22 protein-coding genes and 1 pseudogene are annotated in these 25,864 nt (G+C 62.5%); 7 read left to right on the plus strand and 16 right to left on the minus strand.

The annotated features are described in order from the left end of the window. Window positions 1-430 precede the first annotated feature (430 nt). Window positions 431-1,475, plus strand: a pseudogene (locus C493_RS00340) (tyrosine-type recombinase/integrase); the annotation flags it as partial. A 289-nt stretch (window positions 1,476-1,764) separates the two neighbouring features. Here the strand turns inward: C493_RS00340 and C493_RS00345 are convergent. Beyond that, on the minus strand, window positions 1,765-2,214 hold the full coding sequence (locus C493_RS00345; protein ID WP_007257386.1) for a Cdc6/Cdc18 family protein: 450 nt from the start codon (window positions 2,212-2,214) through the stop codon (window positions 1,765-1,767). Window positions 2,215-2,393: 179 nt separating this feature from the next. Here C493_RS00345 and C493_RS00350 point away from each other — a divergent pair, with 179 nt between their 5' ends. After that, window positions 2,394-3,554, plus strand: coding sequence for a type I restriction enzyme HsdR N-terminal domain-containing protein (locus tag C493_RS00350; protein ID WP_007257387.1), 1,161 nt, complete (start codon window positions 2,394-2,396; stop codon window positions 3,552-3,554). Between the two features lie 18 nt (window positions 3,555-3,572). Here C493_RS00350 and C493_RS22480 read toward each other — a convergent pair whose 3' ends face one another. The 6 genes from C493_RS22480 to C493_RS00370 form a co-directional block, all read right to left on the minus strand. Further along, window positions 3,573-4,571 (minus strand): hypothetical protein, encoded by a 999-nt coding sequence (locus C493_RS22480; RefSeq protein ID WP_152421066.1) that lies wholly within the window; start codon window positions 4,569-4,571, stop codon window positions 3,573-3,575. Between the two features lie 98 nt (window positions 4,572-4,669). Further along, the gene (locus C493_RS22485) at window positions 4,670-5,359 is read right to left on the minus strand and encodes a hypothetical protein (RefSeq protein ID WP_152421067.1); all 690 of its coding nucleotides are present in this window, start codon (window positions 5,357-5,359) and stop codon (window positions 4,670-4,672) included. Window positions 5,360-5,795: 436 nt separating this feature from the next. Then, window positions 5,796-6,734, minus strand: coding sequence for a hypothetical protein (locus tag C493_RS00355; RefSeq protein ID WP_007257388.1), 939 nt, complete (start codon window positions 6,732-6,734; stop codon window positions 5,796-5,798). Window positions 6,735-6,803: 69 nt separating this feature from the next. Next, window positions 6,804-8,600: a hypothetical protein gene (locus tag C493_RS00360; protein WP_007257389.1), complete on the minus strand. Its 1,797-nt coding sequence runs from the start codon at window positions 8,598-8,600 to the stop codon at window positions 6,804-6,806. Window positions 8,601-8,697: 97 nt separating this feature from the next. Then, entirely contained in the window at window positions 8,698-9,531 is an 834-nt protein-coding gene (locus C493_RS00365; RefSeq protein WP_007257390.1) for an MBL fold metallo-hydrolase, read from the minus strand. A 155-nt stretch (window positions 9,532-9,686) separates the two neighbouring features. Further along, a complete protein-coding gene (locus C493_RS00370) occupies window positions 9,687-10,886 on the minus strand; it encodes a DUF7344 domain-containing protein (RefSeq protein ID WP_007257391.1) in 1,200 nt (399 codons plus the stop codon). 299 nt (window positions 10,887-11,185) lie between these two features. On the opposite strand from C493_RS00370, the gene C493_RS21940 reads away from it, so the two are divergent. After that, window positions 11,186-12,220, plus strand: coding sequence for a superoxide dismutase (locus C493_RS21940; RefSeq protein WP_007257392.1), 1,035 nt, complete (start codon window positions 11,186-11,188; stop codon window positions 12,218-12,220). 105 nt (window positions 12,221-12,325) lie between these two features. On the opposite strand, the gene dph2 is transcribed toward C493_RS21940, so the two are convergent. Then, window positions 12,326-13,375 (minus strand): diphthamide biosynthesis enzyme Dph2, encoded by a 1,050-nt coding sequence (gene dph2 / locus C493_RS00380; RefSeq protein WP_007257393.1) that lies wholly within the window; start codon window positions 13,373-13,375, stop codon window positions 12,326-12,328. Window positions 13,376-13,612: 237 nt separating this feature from the next. Here dph2 and C493_RS00390 point away from each other — a divergent pair, with 237 nt between their 5' ends. Further along, window positions 13,613-14,512 carry a DUF7139 domain-containing protein gene (locus C493_RS00390; protein ID WP_007257395.1) on the plus strand — a complete coding sequence of 300 codons (900 nt, stop codon included), beginning with the start codon at window positions 13,613-13,615 and terminating at the stop codon, window positions 14,510-14,512. Window positions 14,513-14,610: 98 nt separating this feature from the next. After that, on the plus strand, window positions 14,611-15,642 hold the full coding sequence (locus C493_RS00395; protein ID WP_049889047.1) for a hypothetical protein: 1,032 nt from the start codon (window positions 14,611-14,613) through the stop codon (window positions 15,640-15,642). 122 nt (window positions 15,643-15,764) lie between these two features. Here C493_RS00395 and C493_RS21945 read toward each other — a convergent pair whose 3' ends face one another. Continuing rightward, window positions 15,765-15,932, minus strand: a complete 168-nt coding sequence (locus C493_RS21945; protein ID WP_007257397.1) for a TFIIB-type zinc ribbon-containing protein — start codon at window positions 15,930-15,932, stop codon at window positions 15,765-15,767. A 205-nt stretch (window positions 15,933-16,137) separates the two neighbouring features. Between C493_RS21945 and C493_RS00400 the strand changes: the two genes are divergently transcribed. Next, window positions 16,138-16,788, plus strand: coding sequence for an METTL5 family protein (locus C493_RS00400; RefSeq protein WP_007257398.1), 651 nt, complete (start codon window positions 16,138-16,140; stop codon window positions 16,786-16,788). A 24-nt stretch (window positions 16,789-16,812) separates the two neighbouring features. Here C493_RS00400 and C493_RS00405 read toward each other — a convergent pair whose 3' ends face one another. From C493_RS00405 to C493_RS00420, 4 genes are all read right to left on the minus strand, one after another. After that, the gene (locus C493_RS00405; protein WP_007257399.1) at window positions 16,813-18,066 is read right to left on the minus strand and encodes an ABC transporter permease; all 1,254 of its coding nucleotides are present in this window, start codon (window positions 18,064-18,066) and stop codon (window positions 16,813-16,815) included. Next, complete coding sequence (locus C493_RS00410) at window positions 18,063-19,352, minus strand: ABC transporter permease (RefSeq protein ID WP_007257400.1); 1,290 nt, start codon at window positions 19,350-19,352, stop codon at window positions 18,063-18,065. The genes C493_RS00405 and C493_RS00410 overlap by 4 nt, the downstream gene beginning before the upstream one ends. Further along, the gene (locus C493_RS00415) at window positions 19,342-20,094 is read right to left on the minus strand and encodes an ABC transporter ATP-binding protein (protein ID WP_007257401.1); all 753 of its coding nucleotides are present in this window, start codon (window positions 20,092-20,094) and stop codon (window positions 19,342-19,344) included. The genes C493_RS00410 and C493_RS00415 overlap by 11 nt, the downstream gene beginning before the upstream one ends. Before the next feature lie 391 nt (window positions 20,095-20,485). Then, window positions 20,486-22,348, minus strand: coding sequence for a rhomboid family intramembrane serine protease (locus C493_RS00420; RefSeq protein ID WP_007257402.1), 1,863 nt, complete (start codon window positions 22,346-22,348; stop codon window positions 20,486-20,488). Window positions 22,349-22,457: 109 nt separating this feature from the next. Between C493_RS00420 and C493_RS00425 the strand changes: the two genes are divergently transcribed. Next, window positions 22,458-22,742: a DNA-directed RNA polymerase subunit L gene (locus C493_RS00425; protein ID WP_007257403.1), complete on the plus strand. Its 285-nt coding sequence runs from the start codon at window positions 22,458-22,460 to the stop codon at window positions 22,740-22,742. 57 nt (window positions 22,743-22,799) lie between these two features. Here the strand turns inward: C493_RS00425 and C493_RS00430 are convergent, their stop codons facing one another. From C493_RS00430 to hisF, 3 genes are all read right to left on the minus strand, one after another. After that, the gene (locus C493_RS00430) at window positions 22,800-23,897 is read right to left on the minus strand and encodes a hypothetical protein (RefSeq protein WP_007257404.1); all 1,098 of its coding nucleotides are present in this window, start codon (window positions 23,895-23,897) and stop codon (window positions 22,800-22,802) included. Between the two features lie 104 nt (window positions 23,898-24,001). After that, the gene (locus C493_RS00435; protein WP_049889048.1) at window positions 24,002-24,841 is read right to left on the minus strand and encodes a hypothetical protein; all 840 of its coding nucleotides are present in this window, start codon (window positions 24,839-24,841) and stop codon (window positions 24,002-24,004) included. A gap of 158 nt (window positions 24,842-24,999) precedes the next feature. Further along, complete coding sequence (gene hisF, locus C493_RS00440; protein WP_007257406.1) at window positions 25,000-25,812, minus strand: imidazole glycerol phosphate synthase subunit HisF; 813 nt, start codon at window positions 25,810-25,812, stop codon at window positions 25,000-25,002. Window positions 25,813-25,864: the final 52 nt, after the last annotated feature.

Genomic DNA, 25,864 nt, shown 5'->3' on the forward strand with positions numbered 1-25,864 from the left:
ATTTATTTGTGGCCCTGGGACCGTATCTTCGCCGCCAACTCGGAGTTAGTTGTGAGTCTGTGCCTGCACAGACTGCCATTATGGGTCCAGGATCACAAATATTAGATTCAGCAGACAGTTGCGATATGGTGACTGATTCGTGGCGTACTCTTCTCGAGTGAAAATCGACGAAATAGTTAGGCGAATTACATGGTGTTCCTGGGACGTAACCCCTGGGGTCACGGCCTCGAGACACGGCCTCTCTAGTTGCTGGAAGATGACACCCTCGAGGGGCTCTAGGGGACGCCCCGCATTCGGTACAGCGGTCGCCGCGGTGACTACACGCTGGTCGGTGACCCCGATGGGAACTAATACTGTCGGGCGAACGTCAGCAGGAAACCGATCGTGAATTAGGGGACCGTCGCCAACGGCGGCGACCCCAGCGAAACGAATCGCCTTCACGTGTTCTGTCAAACAGTATGAGCCCGGGACCGACGCGCCCGAAGACGTCGCGGATTCGATCGCGTGTTTCTTCGACGACCAGCGCTATCACGACAAGAGCGAATGGACACTCGAGGCGTACGAGCGCGTGCTCCGACAGTTCGAGGCGTTCGTCGGCGAGCGATTCGACCACGTCGGGCGTCCGCGCGACGCCGGTCGACGGGAGTGTATGGCGTGGATCCACTCGCTGCGCGGCGAGTTCGAACCGAGTTCGATCGCCACCGACGCGTCGTCTCTCAACCGGTTTTACGACTATCTGACTCGAGTCGGCGTCTTCGACGATGACGATTCGATGGCTGGTTATGGAGGAGCTGTCCGAATCGATCGACGCAGACCCGTCGCGCCATGACATCTCGGTCCCGGGGATGCGCTCGTTCGTCGAGACGATCGCCCATCCGCTGGAACGTGCCGTCGTCGCCACCCTGCTGAAGACGGGGATTCGCGTCGACGAACGCTGTAACCTCGATCTCCGGGACCGACGTCTCGAGACGAAGGCGGTCGACCTCGAGTGGACCTGTCTCTTATACACATCTCTGAGCGGGCTGGNGATGTGTATAAGAGACAGGAACGGTGGTCAACGGCGAGGAGCGAACGGCCTCGAACAAGCGCAAGCGCGACACCGTCGTCCCCGTCGACGACGAACTCCGACGGCTACTGGTCGGTGGCTCGTGATTCGCCCGGATCCGGTGTCGTCGGCCCGGCCGCTCTTTCTCGACACGAGGGTCGTGGGGCCAGCGCCTGACGCCGTCGGACGGCCGCGATATCGTCGAACAGCACGCTCGAGAACGGGGATGGGTCCGAACCGGCGGCAGGCGACGGAGGACGTCACGCCACACTACCGGCACTTCTTCACGACGCTCCTGCAAGATCGAACCGATGATCGGGGGATCGTCCAGTATCTCCGGGAAGACGTCGCCGGCGACGTGATCGATACTCACACCTACAACTGGGGCGACCGCGTCCGTGCGGTCTCCCTCGAGTCGATTCACTCCGTTATCGAGTGGCCGTCGTTCGGGTTGCAATCGGCGTTCTGTTCGTCTCGAGAGAATTATTTTCTACAATCGTACGCAATGAGTGTGGTCGAAACGCGCCAGATAAACTCCTTAGCGCTATATCGAATTTGAGTGCGTTCTGTTGCGAATGCCAGGGTGAGCGTTCACAGGATTGCGACCAACTCGTCGTGAGTGTACGGTCGGAAGTGGATGCAGGTACAGGCAGTAAGACGACTATTCAGTCGGTCATCCACATCGTCAAAGAGGCCTTTTTCGTTATTAGCAATGAAGATCATCGTGATGCGAGGGATGCGGTATAATTCGTACAGGAGGCTCTTGTCCTTAACTGGTCCACCTCATCAAGGATAACGACGTATGGTGGGCCCTCGTAGTCGCGGAGACGGTCGAGCAGGAGATCTTTCGGGGTAGATTGACGATGGATGTCGATGGTTTGGTTGATGCCGTCGAGAAGGCTGTACAGCGTTTTGAACCGGTTGTGATCCTCCCAGCAGTTCACGTACTGGTGGTTGACATCGACGACGTTCTCTCGAAGTCGTTCCACTGTGAATTGTGCAATGCATGTTTTCCCGACTCCGGAGGGACCGTGGAGGAAGACTGGATCAGCTGATTGTCCGTCAAGTATCGGCCGGAGGACGCTTGAGAGATGGTTGACCTCTGCGTCCCGGTGTTTCACCTCTTGTGGGATGAACTCCGGTTGAAGCACCCGAGCGTCTGTAATCATACCGCGTCGACACAGGTCTGTAGTAATAAATTGAACCGGGTGGTTTCCGAATCTCCGAAATAAGAACTAGGGACAGGGATATGGCATAGATACTGAACCAAGGGAATGCACTACCTGGAGAGGGCTGTATGGCATATCACTGAATTATTTAAATGGTTCCTGCATATCACAAGACATGCATGAACGTAATTGAGCCGACTATCTCCAGAGAAATCGTGACAGATTTCGTTTCTACTTCAGAATCCATTATAGAGCAGTCTCCCCAGATGAATGAGTCAAACACGAAATTAAAACTCATTCAACCGTTCCTTCAGAATGTTCTTGGCTGGGAAATTCACGATATGGAGTTGGAATACAGCGTTCAGATGGGCGGGCAAACGTATCATGTTGACTACGCCCTCGCAGTGAATGATCTGCCGAAAGTGTTCGTTGAAGCGAAAGGCTGTGATGTTACTCTCAAAGACAAGCACGTAAACCAACTCCAATCGTACCTAAAGCTTCAGGATATTACTTGGGGGGTTCTGACAAACGGGAAAGAGTTCCGACTCTACCAATTAGAGGTTCAGGATGGACAAGCAGAATTTCATCTCATTGCTGCCCCCTCAATCGAGGAACTCAACGGATACAGGCGGGCGTTTTCTGCAATTTCAAAACCAGCTATTGTTAATGGGAGCGCTGCCGACGTAGTTCGTTATATCCGTGAACTGAACAAGGCTGAAGAAGCATTAGAAACTCGGAAGCCGGAGATTGCAGAGGCCGTAGCAGAGACAGTGACGAAAAATACAACTGATGTCATCTATCAGGAAGCAGAGCAAGAAGCAAAGGAACTTGTTGATCGACTAGTCAAGGAGCTTCAAACGGATCATGAAAGTGTCGTAGAAGACTCCAGTCCAGAATCAACGAGTAAATCGGATATCAATGAAGGCGGCGATCTTCCTGTTACGGCGCTGAGCGACATAGAAGGCGACGATAATAGTCACACGGCTGTGTATGCGAGCGATGAGTCTGGAGTTGAATTCTTACAAAAATACAAGGCCTGGGGATTTATCTCGATCGCCTCTGAACCAGAATATTTCCTTCTGTACATCACAAGACCGCAGCAGCAGATTAGATACCTTGGTATGGTGGAGGACATCGTCGATGCAGACCATTTTGTCTCAACTAAGGAAGTCCCGAAAGATAAGTACCAGTATGGAGATGGGAAGAAAGTCGTCAAATTTTCTGAGTTGTACGAATTAGAAGATCCGATTCCGCTTGGGGAGTCATCTCACCGAATGCAGGGGCTTCTGTATACTACGTTAGGCGAGGCAAAGACCGCAAAGTCAACTGATGACCTCTAATCCCTACAGATGAACTAGTCAGAATCGTTCAGAATGCTCTGTTTCTTCTGATGGAATGGAGATCGTGACATCCCAAGTGGCGTTCGGCCCATGGTCAACAATGACCGAGTTGCCCTTGTGAGTGCGCTTCGCACCACACTCACAATCTAACTGCTCGCCTCCAGACCCGCTTCGACGCCCGATCCACTTATGCGAATGATCAGTAGGACGGAATCCGCGTTCAATACGCTCTAATTCTCGTGGTTCCGTCTCTTCTGGATCATAAGTGTAGATCGGTTGTTCAAGATTTGACTGCTCGTACCGTTCTAATCCACAGCGGTGGCACATCCACCCTGCTCTATTGATCCAGTCGTGATCTCGATCTGGAAATGGGTTTGAGTACGAGACGACGCGATCGGAGTCATGGGTGAGTATGTAGTTGAGAAACCCACCTTCAGCGCTTGATCCTTCCAATCCAGACGGTGGGTCCGCGTAGTATGGGGCAAAAGCATCATCCGAGCGGTCGTTAAACGCGGTGAGCATGTTCTCTATAAGGAAGCGGTCTGACTCGAAATCGTTCTCATCTGCCCAGTACACGCTGTACCCGAGAGCCAGATAGTCGTGCGTAGCTGCCGCCACGTCTTTTCCTTCGTTTTTCCACTGTACCTCAACAATGACTCCTTTCCCGAAGAAGGGATTTGCTCCTGAGAAGGAAACGAGTGCGTCTGCCCTTCGTGAATCAGCTACTGTGAGAGTCCACTCACACTCAAGTGTAGCTTCTGGAACGCAATACGAAAGCTCTTCAGAGAACCGTTGTCGGAGCGCCGAAACAGCCAGCGATTTCCACTTCCGATGGGTATCCGATTCGCCACCAGGACAGTCGGTTGCTGCAAGATGATAGAAATGCCGCGCCGCTCCGTCTTTGAACGGACCTCGTGGCCGCATTATTTCCTGACACTTGGTACACTGGAGTTCCTCCCCGTCATCTACTGCTTCAGGGATCACCAATTCATCATTATGTTCTGCAATAAATGGCATCCTGGGTTCCTATCTTGAATTGAGATGGGGTGGTGATAGTACTTGGTCTAACTGAATCGCTTTATTTTGTATAATTTCCCATATTCATTACCTCTATATTATTTCCCGAGCTTTTCTCGCCCTTTCCGAACATTCTTTGAAATCACCTGTTGGGTTTTCCCACGGGTCTCAGCCCAGTCTTGTTGGGATCTGTTTTGGATATCAACCATCCAGTAGTCAATGGCCTCTGCAGGAGACAAGCCAGTGCTTATCAGATCCGCGAAATCACGTTCTGGATCGTATCCGGGAGCTTCTCCGATTGCTACTCGAACAGTGACGCGCTCTTGCTGATCGAACCACTCTCGATCTTCACTTGTTCCAAGGTGAAACTCACATTCCTTCCACAGCCGCTCCTCCTCATCCCAGTGATCAGTTGCATATGCGATTGTATGCTTGTTTAGGATGCTTTCGTTTTCTGGCCGGTTCATGTACTGGCCGAAGAATTTGATACGGTACTCTGATCCGCTAACCCCGATTGTAGCAGTATCACCCTCGTCTAAAGTGACAGTCGCTGTATTCACGCGTCCTTCTGAGGCGTTTTCTCCCTCCCACGCAGCAAGATACAGCGTAACTGGCCCCTCTACTGGATGATGATGGTCTTGAGTGCATGCACCACCGCCATATTGCTCTTGGTGTGATCTTAGATAGCTTCGAAAACCCTTGTTTAGCTCGTTTCGACCACTAATCGACGGATCGTTTGAGTCCTCTAAATCTTCGAACCGAGTTACTTCTGCATCATATTCAACCATAGGTTGTACAACTCACAGTTGTACAATCATCTAAATAAACTGTCGGCGCAACCTAAGTACATATTCGATCTGTATCAGTAGCTTGCTGAGATATGAATAGTTGGATTCCTATCCTCTAAGGGAAGTTCTTGCAACTCTTATTTCACACCCCATTCAACTTGGAAAGAGGTCGTGAACGTTTCGTATCAATCGCAACTTGACTGAGTGCTCACGGAACCAACTGTTGGACGCGAATTCGCCAGTACTGAACCGATATCCAGCGCTATCGACATTGAGCAACGCTGATGGCGACTGTTCACGTCGGAGCGTTGAGACTCCGCTCGAGTGACCGTGACCGATCGGACAGAAAGCGCCGCGCCGCGACGACTATAGTAGTCAGTGAAACGATTTACACACCGATCGCGACGCTGCCCTGCGATCGGGTGTGCATTGACTTTCACTGACTACTATAGTTCTCGACCGCCAGTTCCGTCTCGAGGTCGACTCCGTTCAACAGCGATCGAACGGCGCCGACCGTCTCGCTCACTTCGGGCGAACTCTCGAGCAGGACGGTCTCGCTGGGGAAGAGTTGTTCGCCGAGCAAGAGACCGTGGTCTCGAGCCGTCGATCCCGTGACGGTAAGGTAGACCCCCAGCCCGGTGTCCGCGATCGCGGCTTCTTCCTCGCGGCCTTCTTCGGGGTACTCGAAGTGAATTCCGTCTAACGTTTGTGTCCCGAGGACGGCCTGGACGAGTCGTTCGTACCGGGGCTCGATACAGAGCGGTCCCTCGTAGGACTCGAGGAACGCGCGGTCGAGCGACCCCGACGACGGGGCAACGTCGGGCGTCGCCATCAGGGTGTGATAGACGGTGTCGCCGAGACCGGTGACGACGCGAACGTCGGTGTCGCTGGGATCGATTCGAGCGTTGATGTCGTCGATCCGGTCGAGGGGTTCCGGCCGAAGGCCGACGACCTCCTCTAAAACGAGGTCGGCGCTGTCGAACCCGAGCGCGAACTCGTGGGTTCGTAGCGCGCGAAACGGTTCCTCGCGACCGACGAGTTGGATCGTCGTGTCGTCCGGAACGCCATCGACGCCCTCGAGTGGAATCCGGACGCTGTCGAAGACGATCCGCCGCGGCTTGCCGGCGCGGTCGTCTCGCAACAGCGTATACTCCGGTTCGGTGGGATCGTCGACGGTGCTGTAGTCGGCGAGACGATGGTACACGTGGCTCTCGGCGGGGTCGACCGTCCCCTTCGTGAGTGCCTTTTCGTGGCGGAGCGTCGAAGTAATGTCGTCCGCGAGATCGGCCACGTCGAGCCGGCGTGCGAGTCGGTCGAGCACCGACTCGAGCGGTCGGCCCTTACGTGGCACTGCGATCGGAATCGTCTCGCCCATCGACGGGTTCTCGACCGGCGACGGATAAACGAGTTGCGTTTCCGGATCAAACGCGATCCGTGCTGGCCGTTACTCCGAGAACATCGAGCCGAGCTGGTCGCGCCAGTCCTGAATGTCCGTTACGTCCTCGCGGACGGTCTCGAGGTCGTCGCCGAGGTCGTCGACGTCGTCTTCGACTGCTTCGAGATCGTCGCCGAGGTCGTCGAGTCCGTCGTCGAGGTCGGAGACGTCCGTTTCGAGTTCGTCGACGGACCCCTCGACGCTCGAGACGTCGTCGTCGACCGTCTCGAGCGTGTCCTCGAGTTCGGTAACGTCGGTTTCCACGTCGTCGATATCGCTCTCGAGATCGGCGTTCCAGTCGGCCAGATCATCGACGTCGTCCTCGACCTCGTCGAGGCCGGTTTCGGTCGACTCCACCCGCTCGTCGACGGCGTCGAGGTCGTCTTCGAGCGCCGCGAGATCGGCTTTGAGGTCCTCGATGAGCTGTTTCCCGGTTCCGTTCTCGGTGAGGAACGCTTCGAGGGCGTCGGTGTAGGCGGCGACCTCTTCAACGCGCGACTGGAGGTGGTCGACTTTCGCAATCTCCGGTCCGGCGGGTGCTACGTCGAGCGCATCGCGGAGAACGTCGAGGTCGTCGTCCTCGAGTTCCCCGTCGCGGAGTTCCGCCGCGAGTCGAGCGCCGACGGATCCCTCGACGGCTGGTGTGGTACTATCGTCGTCAGTCGCCTCGGCTTCGCCCTCGTCAACTTCGTCGGAGTCGACGACCGGTGGTTCGGATTCGTCCTCGAGGTCGTCGGCCGGTTCCGCCATCTCGTCGGCTGCCGGTTCATCCTCGTCGCTCGAGACGTCCTCACTGTCGCCGTCGTCGACCTCGAGGTCAGATTCAGATTCAGGTTCGGAATCGACGTCGGGTTCGGGCTCTGCGTCGTCGGCCGAGACGTCCTCGTCGTCGCTCGCTGCAGCCTCGAGATCGAGTTCGATTTCTGGCTCGGCGTCGTCGGCCGACTCGGTCTCCGTCTCGGAGTCGGTGTCGTCTTCAGCGGATTCGTCCGCGTCAGTATCTCCGTCCGTTCCAAGATCGATCTCGACGTCCGGGGAGGACCCGTCGGCGTCGTCCGCGTCCGGATCTGGAATCTCGTCTTCTTCGAACCCGAGATCGATGTCCGGCGTCTCGTCTTCGTCCTCGTCGTCGCTCGCTTCGTCGACCGGCTGGGGTTCGACGTCGACATCGTCGAGGTTTAGATCGAGTTCGCCCGCGTCGGCGTCGACGTCGGCGTCGGAGTCGGGTTCGTCGTCGTCTCTCGCCTGGTCTTCGGCTTCGGCCGCGCCGTCCGCTTCGGCTTCGTTTTCGTCTTCGTCCTCGGTCTGGTCCTCGAGTCCGGGAACGCCGTCTGCGTCGCCGGCGATCATGTCTTTGACCGGCTGATTGCGATCCTCGGAGACGATGTTGCCGATGACGTCGTCGTCGACCGCTTCGGCGTCGCTGTGGCCGTCACTGTCGGTAGCGACCTCGACGAGTTCCGGTTCCGTCAGGAACGGTTCGGCCTCGCTCTCGTCGTCGATGCGGATTCCGTAGACGGTCACCAGTCTCTCGCCGGCCTCGAGCGTGCCGGTGAACTCGACGTGGTTGTCCTGAAAGGCCGTCCAGTCGTCGCTGTGATAGTCGGGATGGAAGCCGACCTTGTCCATCGGGAACGATTCGGGAATTGTTTCGGAGAGTCGAAATGCCACCTGCTCGGTACGATCCGATTCGATTTCGAATCGGATTGCAGGTACGGGAAACTCGTCCGCCGTGAACGTCTTCTGGACGGTCAACCCGTCAGCACTGACCTCGACAACGTCGTCCGTGTCGGCGGTGCTACTCATGAGGGCAACGTTACCACACCATTACTATAAATGGTACGGACAGTATCAGATCTGGTTCACAACAGGTCGATCGTGACCGAAAGACGGTCGTGAAATTCTAGAGGTCCACTCGATCGCCGATCTCGACGAGTTCGAGTCGGCGCGGGTACTCGAAGCTCTTTGCGTGGTGATGGAGCACCTTCGGATCGGACGTAAGCCCCTTCCACATGTCCCAGTGGCTCGGAAGGAGTCGCTCGAGGCCGAGCGCGGAGGCGGCCTCGACGATCTGGTTCTCGTCGTTGTACCAGCGCGTGCGTTTGGGTTCGCGAGTCTGCTTGTCGGGGATCTGCCCGACGGTCCCGAACGCGAGGACGCCGAGGTCGATGTCGTACTCGTCGCCGATCCGTTCGAACTCGTCGCTCGGCTTCGTATCGCCGCCGTGGAAGAACGTCCCGGCGTCGTGTTCGAAGACGTAGCTGACGGGGGGGGTCGCGTCTGGATCGTTCGCCTCCTCGACGTGGACCGTGAACTCGCCGATTTCGATGGTATCGCCCTCACTCACCTCGGCGAACTGGTCGTCGTCGACGTCCCACTCGTCGGTCCAGTTCTCTTCCTCGCGGGCGACGGCGAGGCTGTCGTCGGGCGCGTAGAAGGTCGCCCCCGTCGACTCGAGGATCGGCGCCTGACTCTCGCCGTGGACGTGGTCGGTGTGTTCGTGGGTCGCGAGGACGGCGTCGGCGTCGGTAACGTCCGCGGGATCGAACGGAACGGGAATCATCCGGATCGTTCGGGGCGGATCGCCCAGTCCGAGGTAGGGATCGACGTAGACGGACGTCCCCTCGGAGCCCTTGAGGACGAAGCCGTTACAGCCGAGATACCAGATCGCTACACCGTCGGGTGAGGCGTCTTCGACGTCGCGGACGAGCCAGTCTCCCCAGTCGCTGCTGGTCATAGGCGAGGATGCGCGGACGGGACGTGTAAGTGTTGTCGTCTCGGCGCCGCAGTCGGCCGACGGCGGCCAACGATACCGAGACCGGAACCGAAGAGTAATCCGTGATCAGCGAGCGGTGCTGTGCCGCTATCGGTGGACGAGGCGGAGGGCCGTCGCTACAGCGGGATCCCGGCGTCGAGAACTTCGTCCACCGTCGGCTCGTCGAGTCGAGAGCCGAGCAGTTGTCGCATGAGCACGACGAGACCGTTGTCGACGCCCTCGCCGACGATCGCCGTCTCGTCGCGTTTGCCGCTCGCGGTCGACGCGCCGAGCGTGCCGAGCAACACGGCTTCGCGATCGGCGAACACGAGTCGGCCGACCGTCTCGCCGTTCGGCGACAGGTCGAGCCAGTCGAGTCGCGGCTCCCAGAGCACGACCTCTGGCGCGCGCTCGCGAACCATCTCACGAACCCGCGCATCGGGCGAACCGACGTAGACGTCGACGCCGCGATCGAGCGCGTCTTCGATCCGACGGAAACAGCCCTCCTCGAGCAGGCCCGTCGTCGTAAACAGCATGAACAGTTCGTCCTCGGCCTGTTCACACAGCGATTGGCCGGTCGTGACGATGTTCTCGCGGCCGTGCAGCGTCCGGATACCGTCGCCGTCAGCTTGCGACTCGAGGTCGACGCCGTCGGGTGTCCCTTCGGCAGTGTCGACGCCGTCGAGCCACTCGACGCGCAAAATCGGGTGTCCCTCGTACGAGACGCTGCCGGTGTCGGCGTCGTAGCCGACGAGTCCGGCGTCGTTCAGCCGCGGCAGGTGAACGTGAATCAGCGAGGTCCGAACGGCTGCGACGCGGTCCTGGCCGACGTCTCGCTCGGCGACGTCCGCCTCGCGAGCGGCGACGTCGCGTGCGAGCGTTTCGACCGAGATCGGATGGTACTGGTTGGCGAGTACGGAGAGGATCGTTCGCCGTCGAGCGTCGGCGAGCGCGTCGAACACGGCGTCGATCGTCGCCGCCGTCGCGTCGACCCGACCGTCGACGACGGCCTCGAGACCGGCGTCGAAGCTGGGGTTCTCGGCGGCGACGACGCGGTCGTCGTCGATCGTTTCGACGAGTCCGGCCTCGAGGAGCGCGGGCAGCGTTCGGTGGTGGCAGTCGACGCGCGCCCGCTGATGGTCCTCGTCGGTGACTTCGGCGAGCGGTTTGTCCGCCGTGACCGCGGCGAGTTCGTAGGCGAGATCGGATTTCGTGATACCGTTTGGCGAGCGTTCGCGGACGAGTCGGAGGGCCTCGCGTCGGTCGCTGGCAGCGAGGGCGTCGAAGAGATCGTCTCGGGCGGGCGCCGATCGGTCGCTGACGCGTGGATTACTCATCGACTACTCGTCTGTGTTGTTCGGGCTAAAGAACTGCTCCAAATTGCTTTGGATTCAGCAATCCATTACCACGTATTGGGAGAAAATCACCGTAACGAATGTAAAATATCGAGAGTAGTAGTACACTGTTTCGACTTCGTCCGCCGACAGCGGAGACTCGTTTACGATCTGTTGTCCGGGACTGTCGCGAGTAGCAACCCATTTCACGGCCGCGTAGCATCTCATTATCGGCGTGTGCCACAACTGCATTCGCTCGCCGGGCCAATGTTAACCGACTAGCGTCGCCGTCCTTTGTCCGTATGTCAGACGATCAATCGGACAGCGGCGTTCAGCGGCGAAGCGTGATGCAAACGATGGGCGCGGCCGGACTCGCGCTGCTGGGAACTGCCGGGGCGACGGCGGCCGCCGGACAGGAACAGGACGGCGACGCCCCTAACGGCCAGCCCAGCTACCAGCTCCCGGAACTCCCCTACGAGTACGACGCGCTCGAGCCCCACATCGACGGGCGCATCATGGAGCTTCACCACGGCGAGCACCACCAGGCGTACGTCGACGGGGCCAACGAGGCGCTCGAGGAGTTCGAGTCGATGCGCGAGGCCGGCGAGTTCGACGATATCCGCGCCGCCAAGCGCGACTTCTCGTTTAATTACTCGGGACACGTCAACCACACCGTTTTCTGGGAGAACATGAGCCCCGACGGCGGCGGTGAACCCGAGGGCGACCTCGCGAGCGCCATCGACGAACAGTTCGGCTCGTTCGAGGACTTCCAGGCGGAGTTCACGGCGACCGCGAACAACGTCGAGGGCGACGGCTGGGCGATGCTGTTCTACGAGCCGCTCGCGGACGCACTCGTGATCGGGCAGGTCGAAGGCCAGAACGAACTCGCCCACCAGCGGGCGATTCCGATCCTGACGCTCGACGTCTGGGAGCACGCCTACTACCTCCAGTACGAGAACGACCGCGGAGCCTACGTCGACGAGTGGTGGAACGTCGTCGACTGGGAGGACGTCGGCGAGCGATACGAACTGTTGACCGACGCGGAGCCGGACGACCTCGAGCCCGACGACGAGCCGGCGGAAGACGACCCAGATGCGGACGAAGAGCCGCCGGAGGACGACCCAGACGCGGACGACGAACCGGTGGAAGAAGACGAGCCCGAAGCGAACGGAGAGCCGGACCCCGGCCCGAACGGGAACGGCGAGCCGGATGAACCGGGTGACGGCGGTCCGATGGAGCCCGGAGACGGTCCGATGGAACCCGGTGATGGAGGGCCGATGGAGCCCGGAGACGGTCCCGGCGCGAACAACGAGTCGATGGGTCCGGGCGGGAACTGACTCGCTTCGACCAGGGAGAGAACTGGCTCGAGCGAGACCGATCGCTCGAGCGTCGTCGAAACGCCGCGAGTCGATCCGTCGGAGTCGGGACGCCGCTCGGATCAGCTACCAGGTGCCGTGGAACGTGTCGAAGGAGAGTTCGTCGAGCGGTTTGTTGCCGACGGCGATCTCGTACTCGCCGGGAGTGAGCATCGGCTTGTGGAACTGCGGGCCGTCGTCGGTGGTAATCCGCGGACAGCCCGTGTTGACGAAGGCGTCCATGTCGAAGTTTCGCAGTCGGTCGGGGGTTACCTCGTCCATCGTGATGAGGTAGGCGTCGTCGTTGTCGTCGAGGATGTCCTGGGCGATCTCCCAGCGACCCTGGCCGATCTTGGTACAGAAGATGACGCCCCATTTCTCGGCGTCCATCGCGCGGTGGACGGCGCCGTAGCGCTGTTTCATGAACTTCTCCGTGTCCGCGACGGTGACGACGTTGTTGACGGGGTCGGCGATGACGACGTGTTTCTCGGGGTACTCCATCGCCAGGCCCAGGGGGTGGAACTTGCCGCCGCCGACGTAGAGCACCTGATCTGCGGGCACGTCCGCGCTCGCGTAGTTACAGCCAAGCACCTGGCCCTCGTGGGTCAGGCGCTCGTCGCCGCGCCGGCTGTGGACGTCGTAGCCGCGTTCCTCGAGGAACGTCGCCATATCCTCGTAGAGATTCATGTGCTGAGCCGTGGTGACGAGCCCGATGTCTTCGGTCTCTTCGGGCGGCTCGAGGGTCTCGAGGGCCTCCTCCATGATCGGCGTGACCTCGACGTTCGAAAAGAGCGGCACGTAGATCACCTTGTCCGTGTTCTTCATCGGCGAGTGGCCGAAGTGGACGAACACGTCGGTGCGTTTCATCAGATAGGTGTCGAGGTCGCAGGCGCCGTAACATGGCTGGCCCGAGAGCATGATCGTCACGTCGTCGCCCGTCAGCTCCCGCAGGTCGTCGGCCACCTTCGGGCCGCGCCGCTTCAACCCTTCGGGGAACTGCAGCCCGACCTTCGTGGCGTCGCGCTCGTCGATAGCGTCGACGATTCGCTCGAGTTCGTAGTCCCACTCGCGGTCGTGTTTCAACTGCATTCCGGTGTTGCGGAGGTCCCCCTCGGTGTACTCCGACTCCTGACTCATTGACCGCCCTAGCGACCACGGACGTATATACTGCACGCTGTCTCGACGACGGTGCTGTCACGGCTGTCGACGCGTCGCACAAACGGCGCTACCGCGGTCTCAAGCGATCGGTCAGGGCTCGACGTCTCCTCGAGTCGTCGCGTTCGTTCGCCCTCGTCGTCCCCGATCGAACGTCGTTCGATTCCGACTGGTAGCACGACCCAACAGTCATAGTACTGGAGTGTAAACGAGGTGCTAATGTCAGCGGAACAGCCTCCGGACGGGTATCTTTTCGACCTCTATCGCCGATACATCGGCGAACCGGAAGATCGGACCGACATTTACGTCGGCTTCGGTCTGTTTCTCGGCGGCATCGGCCTCGCGATCATCGCGCTGTTGCTCTTTCTCTGGAGTAGCACGTTCGACGCCCGCACCACCGCCCACACCATGTGGGCCCAACCCGCGTACGCGATCGTCATGATCGCGTTGCCGCTCCTGATGCTCGGCATCGTCATCCTGTTGCCCTCCGAGCGACGGATGCAGTACGCGTCGTTTGCCGGCGTTCTCGTCACGGTCGCGGCGGTCGTCGGCTTCCTCTATGCATACCCAGACGACTGGAACGGCTACGGCGCCGACTACACCGCACAGGTCGTTGCGGTCTATGCCGTCGGACTCGCCGGAATCACGGCGTCGACCGGTGCGGCGCTGATCGCTCACTACCTCGATATGGCCCGGACGGCAAAGCGAGTCGAGACGGACGACGAGGACGAGGACGACGACCTCTCCGACGCCGACGTCCGCAGCGACATCGACGAGGCGATGGAAGACGTCGAACTCTCCTGGGGCGGCGTCGAGAAGACCGAACACAAGCGTCTGAGCTTCTCCGAGGATCAGTTCGACGACGTCTCGGTCGACACGGCCGCGGGCACGAAGACGACCCGCTCGAGCGGCGTCGACGCACAGGTTGCGGGGCTCAAGGGACTGAAAGGAGGCGAAACGAAGACGACGACCTCGAGTGCGACCGTCGACGACCAGACGGCGAAGCTAAAAGAGCTCCGGGAGCAACAACGCGCCGAGGAGATGGCCACCGCGGACGACGACGGATCGGCTATTTCAGGTCTGTTCGTCCGGTTCCGTCAACTCCTCCGCCGAGAGTAATCCTCTGCTACCTGCCGTTAAAATATACTTATTACTTCGTAGTTTGAGATGTAAGGAATACACATAGATTTATAATCCGTTGGCCGCCTTGGCCAACTATGGCGAAAGGCCTAGACGTTGGAACGATGAACATCCTGTCGGCACAGCAGGATGGGAACGACACGGTGTTCGTGCAGCAGCGCAACTCCTTCGTAGAGATCGAGTACTCGGATATGGCCGAGCAGATGCTCTCGCGAAGCGAAGTCCTCCACATTCGAAAAGACGACAAGGTGTACGTCGTCGGTGACGACGCCCTGAACTTCGCGAACATTTTCAACAAGGAGACGCGCCGCCCGATGAAACACGGGATCCTCTCGAACGACGAGAAGAGCGCAATTCCGATGATGAAACTCATCATCGAACAGGTCGTCGGCGAGCCGGCCTATCCCGACGAGAAGCTCTACTTCTCGTCCCCCGCAGATCCGATCGACTCGGATCTCTCGACGCTGTACCACCAGAAGACGATCGAATCCTTCCTCGACGACATGGGCTACGACTCCGAGCCCATCAACGAGGGGATGTCGGTCATCTACAGCGAACTCGCGGACAACAACTTCACCGGCCTGGGCATCTCCTTTGGCGCCGGCATGACGAACGTCTGTCTGGCGTACTACGCGGTGCCGGTCATGAAGTTCTCCGTCGCCCGCGGTGGGGACTGGGTCGACGAGCAGGCCGCCCGCGCGACGGGCACGCCCGTCGACAAGGTTACCTCCATCAAGGAGGACGACTTCGAACTGGACTTCACGACGGACGTCGGCGGCGTCGAGGGTGCGCTGTCGATTTACTACGAGAACCTGCTCGATTACGTCATCGAGAACATCGTCAAGGAAGTCGACGAGGAAGACGTCGAGGAAGGCCTGGACGTCCCCGTCGTCGTCACCGGCGGCACCTCGAGTCCGAGCGGCTTCGAGGCGCTGTTCCGCGACCACCTGGCAGACGCCAACATTCCGTTCTCGATCAGCGGCGTCACCCACGCCAACGAACCGCTGTACAGCGTCGCCCGCGGTGGCCTCGTCGCGGCGCGCTCCGACGAGGACGTCGACCACGACTCCGGCACAGACGACGAAGAAGTCGAAGCGGAAGCGGAGTAACCCCCCTCGTTTTCCGCCGTTCGAGAACGTCCTCGAGTCTCAACGCTGAGACTAAGTCGGCGGTCGACGATCGCTCGCTCGTCGCCGTCTCCCCACGCGCGTTTCCCCTCGCCGACCCGGCGTCACCCCTCGTAGAATCGATTGAACGCCTCTCGCCAGGATTCCGGCTCCTCGCCCTCGGGGATGTGATCGACGGGAATATCCGCGAATCCACAGTGGGGACACATCACCGTCGAGACGTCGCCCAGCGAGAGTTCCTCGAGCGAGCCCTGACACCGCGGACAGTTCATATTCGACTCTCTCACACGGATTCTCCTTAACTCTATTCGAACCTGTCACGAAACGGATTGTACGGGCGGCGGTGATCGCGGGGTCGACTCGGCTCGGGTCGAGCGCTTCGATTCGATCCGATTCGATTCGACTCGAGTGCAGTACGCGTATCGAGATCCGAGGGGAGCGAGGAACCTATTACGATCGGCGCCAAACTCGGCGGGTATGCCCGATCCGTCGCGTCGAACCCTCGCGCGAGCGCTCGAGACGCTCGACGACTTCGACGATCCGTCGCCCGCGCTCGAGCAGTATCTCACGCCGCCGGAAATCGCGGCGCACATCTGTCACCAGGCGCGACTCCAGGGCGACCTCGAGGACTGCGTCGTCGATCTGGGGACCGGCACCGGGATGCTCGCTATCGCGGCGGCGCTATCGGGGGCTCCCGCCGTCGTCGGCATCGACGTCGACGCCGACGCGCTCGCGCTGGCCCGAGCCAACGCGGCGCGGATCGACGAAGCGGCGAAACACGGCTCGCTCGAGTGGGTTCGCGGCGACGCCACGCGACCGCCGCTGTCGTTCGACGGTGCCGACAGCGAGACGCGCGTCACCGCGCTCTCGAATCCGCCCTTCGGCGCCCAGCAGGGCAATCGACACGCGGACCGCGACTTCCTCGAGACGGTCCGGTCGATCGCGGACGTCTCCTATACGATTCACAACGAGGGGAGCCAGACGTTCGTGGAGTCGTTCGCGGCCGACACCGGCGGGGACGTCACGCACGCGTTCCGCGCCGAGTTCCCGATCGGCAAGCGGTTCGACTTTCACACCGAGTCGGAGACGACCCTCGAGGCGGAAGTATTTCGGATCGAGTGGTCCTGACGAAACCGGCAGCGTAACCGACTGTTAGGCCTCGAGTCGATCGAGTCGCGCGTACCGGCCCGCTCGCCAGCCGGTGAGCAACGCGACGACCGAGCCGAGGACCAACGCGAGTGCGAAGCCGGCGAGGTAGACTTCGACCGGCGTCTGCAACAGCGAGTCGAAGCCGACGAGCGCCCCCGCGAGCCGGTTGAACCCGGCCGCGAGAAGCGGCGTCGCGGCGAGTCCGACCAGCCCGCCCAGCAGGCCGATAACCAGTCCCTGTGCGCCGATCGTGCCCGCGAGCACCCACCGCGAGAGGCCGATCGCCCGAAGGGCGGCGAGTTCGTCTCGCTGCTGGTAGGCCACGAGCGCGAACAGGTTGATCGTGAGGACGATGCCGCCGACCACGGCGAGGCCGATCAGCGTCGCGCCGCTCGCGAGGACCAGCGGTCGCTCCTCGACCATCGCGCCGACCTGCTCGTCGCTGGGGCGAACGTCGTAGGCCGCGTACTCCTCGTCGAGCTCCGCGGCGACGGCCTCGGTGTCGGCGTCGTCCTCGACGCTCGCGGTGATGAACGTCGCTCGATCGGTGCCGGCCGTTCCGGCGATCGCCTGCAGGTCGGTCAGCGGAACGGTCTCGACGTCGGTTCCCAGAAACTGCGAGTAGTAGGAGGCGATCCCGACGACGGTGAACTCGTTGTCTTCGACGGTCTCGCGGCTCGTTCCGATGGTGACCGTATCCCCGACCGAGACGCCGAGCGCATCGGCCGTACCGGGCTCGAGGACGATCTCCTCCTCGGTCGGGCCGTCGGGTCGATCGGCGATCGAGTAGTCCTCTTCGGAGTGGTTCATCTCGGTTTTGAAGCCCGCGCCCTCCTCGAAGCCGAACCCGTCGTGGGTCTCGTGGACGCCGACCGCGGACGTTCGCTCGAGGTCGCCGTCGCCGTCGCCGACGTAGAGTTCGTGAACCGCGATCGGTGCGGCGGAACTGACATCGTCGCGTGCGGTCATCTCGGCCGAGACGGTGTGTGCGCCGACGATCGGATTCTCGGTCCCGCTGGCCGCGGGATCGATCGGGTCGCTCGAGATCCAGATGTCTCGGCCGGCGTTCTCGAGGCCGTCCTCGCCGGTCGAGACGACGCCGACGCCGAGACTCGCGAGCAGCGTCACCGAGAGCACCGCGAGCGAGACCGCGAAGACGGTGATGACGGTTCGACTCGGCGAGCGTCGAAGCTGGGCGACGGCCAGACCGATCACGGCCCGCAGTCGGGTCGCTCCGCGACGCAGCCGCGAACTCATCGTCCCACCTCCTGGAGAACGGACGTGCGCGCCGCGACCACCAGCGGATACGGCGTCGCGACCAGTCCGGCGATCAGTGCGACGACGAGCGCGTAGGGGACGAATATCGGGTGGACCGCGGCGACGGCACCCGGCGCGACGGTCGCGGCCGCGATCGCGTTAACGGCGTAGATGCCGCCGATTCCGAGGACGACGCCGACGAGCGCGCCGAGCAGCGTCGTCAGCAGCGTCGAGACCGCGACGATCGAGAGGCGACTGCGGGTGGTGTAGCCGACCGACTCGAGGACGGCGAGCGTGCGTCGGTCCTCGTTGACCGTCATCCCCGCCGTCGTCGCGACGAAGGAGGCACAGATCACGACGCCGACGAGCAACGCGAGCAGGCTCGTCGCGAACGCCAGACTGTCGCCGAACAGCGCCGACGGGTTCGTTCGGTCGATCGGTTCGACGGCCGCGTCGGGGTACGCGGATTCGGACGCGGCGACGGCCGCCTCGTCGGCGTCATCGTCGCTCCAGACCAGCACTCGATCGGCCAGTTCGCCGTTGTCCGCACCCGAGAGAGTCTGCAGTTCGCTCAGGTGAACGAGTGCAACCGGCGTCTCGTCGTCGCCGTCGCCCGCGTCTTCGACCGCGTTCACCGTGATCGACGGCGAGGGAAGCCCCTCGGGAACGTGGGCCGTACTCGGCGACAGTTCGTCCCCGTCCTCGGCCGCGAGCGCGTTGGCGGCGGCCGACGAGAGAACGATCTCGTCCTGTCGCGGTCCGTCGTAGGAGCCGTTCGCGTAGTGTGCATCTCCCGACTCGAGTTCGTCCGCCGGGAGGCCGGCGACGGTTCGGGGCTCGCCGTCGGGGACGACGCCGACGAGGAGCACTCGTTTCGCATCCTCGCCGTCGGCCGACTCGAGTTCGACCGGTTCGACGAGCACCGGCGAGGCGTGGTCGACGCCGTCTTCGTCGGCGATGGTCGCCGCGCGCTCGTTCGCCGAACCGAGTCGCGTCCCCTCCACTCCGTCGACGGCGGACAGCGACTCGCTCTCTTCGGGTTCGATTCGAACGTCCGCATCGTCGTCGTCGAGCGTCCCGCCGTCGGCGAGCCCCAGTGCGACGCCGGTGATGACGACCAGCAGCGCGATCGTCAGCGCGACGGCTCCGACGGTCGCCACGAGACGACGGGAGCTGGTTCCGGTCGCGCGCCGCCAGAGCCGGACGACCGAGACGCCGAGGAGGCCACGCCAGCGAGTCCGTCGAGTTCCTGTGCGGTCCGGGTCGAACGACCCGTCATCCCTCATTCACGACCACCCGCCCGTCTCGAAGCGTCACCACGCGATCGGCGACGGCCAGCGTCTCGTCGTCGTGGGAGGCGACCACCATCGCCCGGTCGCGTCCGATATCGGTCAGCAACTCGAGGACGCTCGCGCCGGTCGCCGTGTCCAGTTCGCCCGTCGGCTCGTCGGCGACGATCACGTCCGGATCCGTGACGAGCGCCCGCGCGATGGCGACGCGCTGGCGCTCGCCGCCGCTGAGCTCGCCAGGGAGGTGCGTGATTCGGTCGCCGAGTCCGACCTCCTCGAGGAGCGACTCGGCGCGTTCGCGGCGCGTCTTCCGGGGGACGCCGGCCTGGACGAGCGGCAGAGCGACGTTCGCTCGCGCGGACAGCGACGGCAAGAGGTGAAACCGCTGAAAGACGATCCCGACGTGGCGCCGACGAAGTCGCGTCCGCTCCGCGTCCGAGAGGGCCGTGAGATCCGTCCCGTGGAGTTCGATGCTCCCTTCAGCGGGGACTAACAGCCCGCTGACCGCGTGCAGGATCGTCGACTTCCCGCTCCCGCTCGGTCCCTCGAGGCCGACGATCTCGCCGGCGCGGACGTCGAACGAGACGTCTCGCAGGGCCGTCACCGTCCGGTCGTCGCCGCGCCCGCTCGAGCCGTACTCGTGTGTCACGTCCGAAAATCGGACGGCGACTCGTCGATCGGCGTCGGTGCTCGGCTGGCCGTCCGGAGTGGTCGTCTGGCGGGGTAAATGGGTACTCATCGGTCCGGAGTCAACTCGGTCGGACGAACCACCGCTCCGGCTATTGTTTCTCTCCGGCTTCTCGCCCGCCATGGCGTCGTTAATCCCGTCGCTACCCACCGCCGGACCGTTCGCCACGCAACACTGTAATTCGACGACAACGGTCGTCAATACTGATGAATCGGCTCCGAACGAGGCGGTCCCCCTCGTCGGAAACAGTCAGCTACTGATGATTGTCCTCCCGGCAAATGTCTTCGGCCGATAGACCGACGACCGCATCGGCTCGAGTTCGATCGGGCGGCTCACCGGTCGAACAGCGGCCGTTCGACCGCCGTCGCCGTTTCTCTCGAGCGTCGAAACCCGCGTACGGGGCGCTTATCCGGCCGAATGGGGCCATTATCCCGGCCGTTCCCTATCCGTACGTCTCTTCGGTCGCGACTGCGGCCCTCGTCCCGTCCGCGCCGGCGTGGATCGTCTCGTCGTCGCGCTCGAATTCGAGGCCCCCGGCCGACGTCGATTCGTTCTCGGTCGGCAGCGATGCAGTCTCGACGGCGCCGTTTGGCAACTCGACCTCGAGGACGAAGCCGTCGTCGTCGACGTCGACGGTGACGATCCGGTCGTCGATCCGAACGTCGGCCCGTGCGGCCTCGGACTGGTGAGCCAGTTGTGGCTCCTCCCCCTCGGCCCAGATCTCGACCTGGTAGACGGTATCGTTGCCGACCGGCGTCCAGCCGGTTCGCTCGACGTGGACGCTCTCGCGCCAGCCGGGGCCGCCAACGGTGACCTCCGTCTCGCCCGAAAACGCCAGCGCGTCCGCCGGCACGGCCTCGACCCACAGCTGGCGCTCTTCGCTGGTGACGATCACCCCGCTGGATTCGAACGCCCCGCCGAGAACGTCGGTCAACGGACCGATCTGGACGGGCGACACCATCGCGTTCTCGACGTCTTCGGCGTACTGCACCGTGTAGTCCTCGATCTCGACCGCCGCCTCGGGATCGTCGCCGACCGTCGGATCCTCGAGCACGAAGAGATTGATCGGAATCGCCACTCCCACGAGGATCGCGAAGACCGCGAGGACGACGACCGTCGCCGTCTTCCGTCTGCCGAGGCCCGCTATCCCCGTCGTCGGTCCGGCGGGCGTCGCGAGCGAACTGATTCGCTCGAGTCGCGCGCCGATAGCCGTTCCGCCGTCGGGGCCGTCGCGTCGGTCGAGTTCGCCGTCGTCGGCGCCGTGACCGCCGCGGCCGCCGTCGGCGCGGGCGAGCTCGAGCGGTCGATCGATCGGGGACCGATCGCCCCGTCGCGGAAGCAGCGGTCGGTCGCTGGCGACGAGCGCGGCTGTGATCACTACGGCGAGCACGAGGACGATCAGGACGCCGGGTCCTTGCAGGAGAACGTAGACGTTGCCGCCGCCGAACCAGTAGATCTGCCAGAGTCCCTGCGCGAAGGCGTACAGCAGGATCGCGAGCCAGACTCGAAGCGCGTCGGGACGCTGGCCGCGCGCACGAAGCACCGCGATGCCGAGGACGAGACCGACGAAGAAACCGAGGGCGTGACCCTGAATGGCGATGCCGGCCCAGGAGGGCGCTGACGGCGGACTCGGCTGGGCGACGTAGACGCCAACGGGAACCTGCAGCGCGCGGTAGACGGTCAACAGTACGCTCTGGACGCCGAGTACGCCGACGATCGTGACGATCGGGTAGTGGACCAGCGCGAAGGCGGCGAACGCGAAGACGACTCCCGAGAAGCCGATCACGGGTCCGAGCGCGAAGAAACTCGTCCCGATCGTGATCGCGACGACGATTCCGGGGAAGATCACCAGCGCGCGGAGCCAGGGGTTCGTCCACAGCGACGTGAACGTCCCCTCACCGCGCTCGTCGGGGTAGTGGCTCCAGGCGTACTCCGCGATGGGAGCGACGACAGCGGCCCCGGCGAGGTTCCCGAGGAGGTGGTCCGGCCCCGCGTGAGAGAACGACGCCGTCAGCATTCCGAGCGGGTAGAAGTACGAGTACGCGCGGTAGGGAAGGGTCACCGGATCGCTGAAATCCGTGATTCCGTCCTGGACGAAGAGGTAGACGCAGAAGACCAGCGCGATCACGAGCAACGACCCCCACGGCACGCCCATTACGAGTCGCGAGCGCGCGACGTCGCCCCAGCGGCGCTCGGTCCGGTGGAGTCGCCTGACCGCGACGAGCGACCCCAGCGCGGCCGCCACGATCGAAAGCGGCAGGACGACCGAGAGGAGCACCGAGAGCAGCGTCGCAGACGAGAGCATACGCAGTGGTTCGAGCGCGGCTGTATATGGATTTACATCCGTCGTGTTCGCCCTCGAGGACGACGGCCGAACAGAAAGGTACAAGCGGCCGACGGCCGGATGAGGTGGTATGGAACTGCGGGTCACCGAGAGCACCGAGGACGAACTCTCGATCGAAATCGCCGGCGAGGACCACACCTTCATGAACGTCCTCAAGGGAGCACTGCTCGAACACGAGAACGTCAGCGCCGCCACCTACGACGTCAACCCCGAACAGTCGGGCGGCCAGACCGAACCGATTCTGACGATCAAGACCGAAGGCGGCGTCGACCCGCTCGAGGCGCTCGAGGACGCGGCCGTCACCGTCCGCGAAAAGGCAGTCTCCTTCCGCGACGCGTTCGAAGCGGCGGCCTGATCGGGCCCGCCTCTCGTCGAGGCGACTCGAGCGTTCGTCTCCCGTTTTGATCGCTTCTCACTCGTCTCGAGTGGCGTCTCCGTCGCTATCGCCGTCGACACCGACGTCGACCACCGGCTCGTCGCGGTCGAAGCCGCGGACGAGTCCGAGCGCGATCGCGATATCACGGAGCTCGGGCGACGAAATCGCGTCGAACGCGCGGAGATACTCGTTTGCGGCCGATTGCCGGCTCGCCGCGGTCGCGTGATCCTCATCGGCCGCCGCGTTAGCCGACTCCGCCATCGCTTCTGCGGCCGCCGCTGCGAGGGTCATTCGCTCGCGGAGTCCCTCGAGGTGCCCGCGAAGCCCCTCGAGGTCGACCGTCTCGACGCGCGGATCGGTCGCGAACGCGTCGCTTCGGTCGTGGATCGATTCGAACCGGGTTCGTGCGCCGTCGAATCCGTCGGTCGCGTCCCGAAACGCCGGTTCGGCGTCGCCGTAGCGACCCGCGTTCCACGCGGTTCTCCCCGCGTCGAACCTGATGCCGGCCCGCTGTGCGCTTTCTTTGGCCTCGAGGACGTCGGACCACAGTTCGGTTCGCAGGGCGTACTGCGGGATCCGTCGCTCGGGATCGTGGGACATGATCTCCTGTGGCTCGTCGTCGTGCCCGAGGCCAAGGAGGTGGCCGAGTTCGTGTTTCGTCGTGATACCGATCTTCCCGACCGGCCGGGACGCGGCGACCACGATCGCCTCCACCGTGGACGGGAGGCGGTATCCGGGCCTGAGCAGCGGCGCACAGCCCAGAACGCGCTCGCTGTAGTTCTCGACGCCGCGGCAGTCGTCGGGCTGGTCGACGAAGCGCAGGCGGACGTCGGGGTCAGGATTGGAATCGGAATCGGAATCAGAATCGAAATCTGAATCAGAGCCGGCGACGCCGCCCGAGACGACGTCGAAATCGACCGCAAAGCCGGCGTAGACCGCCGCGTGTTCGGTCCAATACTCGAGGGCCTCGCGAGCGACGGCGTGAACGTCGTGTGGCGTTTCGCTCTCGTCGTCGACCCGAACCGTAACGGTTCGGTCCGCGAACGGATGGCGCTCGAGTTGCGGAGCCGCACAGCCGGCGAGTCCAGAAAGGCTGACTCCGGTGACGGCGGCGAGTACGCGACGACGATGCATGGATATCCTACTGTTCAGTCTCCCACTTAACCCAATCGAGCCCGGTCGCAAGTGCGGGCGTCCTCGAGTCGACCGCGAGCCGTTCCCGTCCGCGTTCGGACGGCCTAGCAGGCGACGTAGAACACGTAGACCGATTCGTCGACGACGTGGATATCGAGACCCTCACTGCTGAACTCGTCGTCCGTCACTTCCTGGTTCGCCGTGAGCGCGTCGGCAATCGCCTCCGCGAGCGCGCTCTGGCTGTCGTACTCGTCGATCGAGACCACTACGGGAAGCTGTCCGCCGGCTACCCTCCCGCTGCAGTCGTGATCGAAATCGCTCAGATCGGCGCCGTCGGGACTACCGTCGCCGTACTCCTGGGCCACGTATGCGCGATTGTGGTACTCCGCGAACGCCGCCAACCCGCCGTCGTAGCTCCGCTCACCCCGGTCGGCATCCAGCAGCTCGTGGACCTCCTCTTCGGTCGCCTCGAGGTCGATCCCTGCCACCTCGCTTCCCTCGCCGGGAGCGTCGGGCGGCGACGGCTGGCCGACGCCGGGGAGCACCGAGAGCGGGACGATGCCAGTCGCGAACAGCGCGACGACGACGGCGACGACGAGGATGACCGGCGCGTAGGGTTTGGCGACCTCGAGCCAGCCGGGGACGTCAAGGTCGCGGTCGACGTCGTCGTACGTTTGCTCGGTCTTCTCGAGGGTGTGGTTGCCACAGCGGGCACACGGCGGGTTGTTCTTGACGTGGTCGCGGCCGCAGTTCTGACAGCGCCAGACGTAGGTGGTCCCGGTGTCGACCGTCCCGGAATCCGTTCCGGACGCTGTCCGCTCTCGCTCGCGTTCGTCTTCGCCCTCGCGGACCACCGCTTTCTCGAACTTGTTGTGCCCGCAGTTGTCACACGGAGGGTCGTTCTCGGCGTGCGGTTTCCCACACCACGTACACCGCCACTTCACTGATAGTAGAGCACGACCGCGGCGATATAAGCGTATTGGATGCCGGAACGAACGGCGTTGATCGAAGGCCAAATTTCCCGTCGAATCGGAACGTCATCACTCACCACTCGCGCAAAAATCTGGACCAAAAAGCCGCTCGCTCGTCCCTCGCTCGCGGTCTATAGTCGAACCGGAACGTCCCGCTCGTCCAAGTACTCCTTTACCTCGGCGATCGAATGCTCGTCGAAGTGGAAGATCGACGCCGCGAGTCCGGCGTCGGCGTCGGCCTCGGTGAACACCTCGTGCATGTGCTCGGGACCGCCACAGCCGGAGGAGGCGATAACCGGCGTGTCGACGGCGTCGCAGACGGCCTCCGTCAGCGGCAGGTCGTAGCCGTCTTTGGTGCCGTCCTTGTCGATCGAGTTGACGAAGAGTTCGCCGGCGCCGCGGGACTCGGCTTCCCGGGCCCACTCGAGGACGTCGATTCCGGTCCCCTCGCGGCCGCCTTTCTTCGTACACTCGAACCAGCAGGACTCGCCGTCGATCTCGACGTAGTGTTCGCCGCCCTCGTCGAAGCGCCGTCGCGCGTCGACGCTGATGACGATACACTGGCTGCCGAAGGCGCGTGCGCCCTCGTTGATCAGTTCGGGTCGCTCGAGCGCGCCGGTCGTGATCGAGACCTTGTCGGCGCCGGCTCGCAGCGTCTCCTTGATGTCCTCGGTGGTGCGGATGCCGCCGCCGACGGTCAGCGGGATGAAGACTTCGTCGGCGACGTCGCGGACGACGTCGAGCATCGTCTCGCGACCCTCCGCGGAGGCAGTGATGTCGAGGAAGACGAACTCGTCGGCGCCGGATTCGTTGTAGGCTTTGGCCATCTCGACCGGATCGCCGGTGTACTCGAGGTCCTCGAAGTGAACGCCGGTGTAGACCGCCGGGTTCCCGTCCTCGTCCAGATCCACGTCGATACACGGGATGATTCGCTTTGTCAGCATGTGGTCGTTAGACGAGGGTAGGCACCCGGGATAGTAAAGTGACCTGCATCGG

It is taken from the genome of Natronolimnohabitans innermongolicus JCM 12255, from assembly GCF_000337215.1.
In the GTDB taxonomy this organism is placed as follows: domain Archaea; phylum Halobacteriota; class Halobacteria; order Halobacteriales; family Natrialbaceae; genus Natronolimnohabitans; species Natronolimnohabitans innermongolicus.